Source organism: Microcystis sp. M53602_WE12, assembly GCF_030065455.1.
Taxonomy (GTDB): Bacteria; Cyanobacteriota; Cyanobacteriia; order Cyanobacteriales; family Microcystaceae; genus Microcystis; species Microcystis aeruginosa.
Genome location: NZ_JASJFB010000814.1, coordinates 1 through 1451, shown reverse-complemented (window position 1 = coordinate 1451; position 1451 = coordinate 1). Strand labels below are relative to the sequence as shown.

The following is a 1451-nucleotide window of genomic DNA, read 5'->3' as shown; positions in this document are numbered from 1 at the left end:
TAAATCCTTATCTGGCAAAAGACTTAATTGATTAGTTCGCTCTAGATAAAAAACAATTGACAAAAATCGCTAAATGCCTTTCTATATAAGGGTTCCATCCCTTATAACCCCCGTCCATTGCATAACACAAACCGAAGAGCCCTTTTTTAGCTATAATCAAGTCATAGTAGGCTTTCACGTCAAAATACGCCCATGGCAGAAACGACCCCATCCGCATGAACGCGAGTTCTTGGGAAGAAGCTACGGACATCGATTATTTTATCACGAATGTCCAGGCGGAAAAAGTAACCCCGCAGTGGCTAGTAGAAACTTACTCGCCAAGAAATTGGGTAGAAGTTTTCTATCGAGAGGCGAAAGGATGGTTGGGGCTAAGAGAATATCAGGTTCGCGAGAAAGAAAGCCTTCTTCGCCATTTTATCCTGGTGTTTTGTGCCTACACTTTTATTCTCTGGCATCACTTAACTGGGGGGCTACAAAGACGATGGGCGAATAAACCTCTGGAGACGTTTACCGATGCGTTGGAGGCTTTTCGTACAGCGATGTCTTTTCGTTTTTTCACTTGGCTAACGCAGAATATTGATGTCTTTACCTCTCACAAAGCGGCTTTGGGCTACATTTGGGCTTAAAATTTGTTTAAGTCCCAGTAGTCATTTTTAGGCAGTGGTTTCAAAATATCTTTCATGAGTTTTGGAAAATTTATTAGCATATTTTATGATCTCCTTGAGGTTTATCTTTACTTCTACATCCTATCTATAATAGGCGTTTTTGTGTGACTTTTTACGACGTTCAACACTTCTGGCAGTTATCTTAACGGTGAGATAGGAAGTTTTGGTTTTGGGGAGTCGGTCGTCTATACCAAATTAGGTTATACTTCATCTTGGTAAGAAACGCTGTCATCTACCCAAACACCTAGAAACAATTGCTATTTTTCCTCAGATTGACAATAGTTCTAATTGTCTCCCCTCTAGGTCTTTAATCCTGATATTTTCTTGAGAATCTCTGGATAAATTTAAAGTTTTAATCACCTCTTTTGCCACCGCTTTTACCACCGGAATGGCCACAGAATTACCGAACTGTTTATAAGCTTGGACATCGCTGACAACAATCTGAAAACTATCGGGAAATCCCTGTAATCTTGCCCATTCTCTGGGAGTCATTCTGCGGACGAATAACTTATTTACCTCTCCTTTAATGCGAGTAACGGGAGTAAAATTAGTCAGTCTTTTATTGATAACTAAATTTCTTTCTTTTCCCATACCTCCCACCACAATAGCATTAGCGATACCATCGGGAGAAATAATCTCATAACCGAACCCATTACCTTTATTTTGGTGTCTATCCTTGTGTTTAAACAAAGTTTCTAAATACTGATTAGAGAGATAATATTTAACGCTGACTTCCTTTTCTTCTAGGATATCTTTGAGACAAGTTTCTTGATGGGTTGGTTGAGG

At 39.4% G+C, this 1451-nt stretch carries 1 protein-coding gene and 1 pseudogene; one reads left to right on the top strand and one right to left on the bottom strand.

Annotated elements, in window-relative coordinates:
• Positions 1-197: 197 nt before the first annotated feature.
• Positions 198-626: pseudogene (locus PX482_RS25085) on the top strand (transposase); the annotation flags it as partial.
• Positions 627-932: 306 nt separating this feature from the next.
• On the opposite strand, the gene PX482_RS25080 reads toward PX482_RS25085, so the two are convergent.
• Positions 933-1451 (bottom strand): DNA cytosine methyltransferase (locus PX482_RS25080; RefSeq protein ID WP_288123175.1); only part of this gene is annotated, 519 nt, incomplete at its 5' end.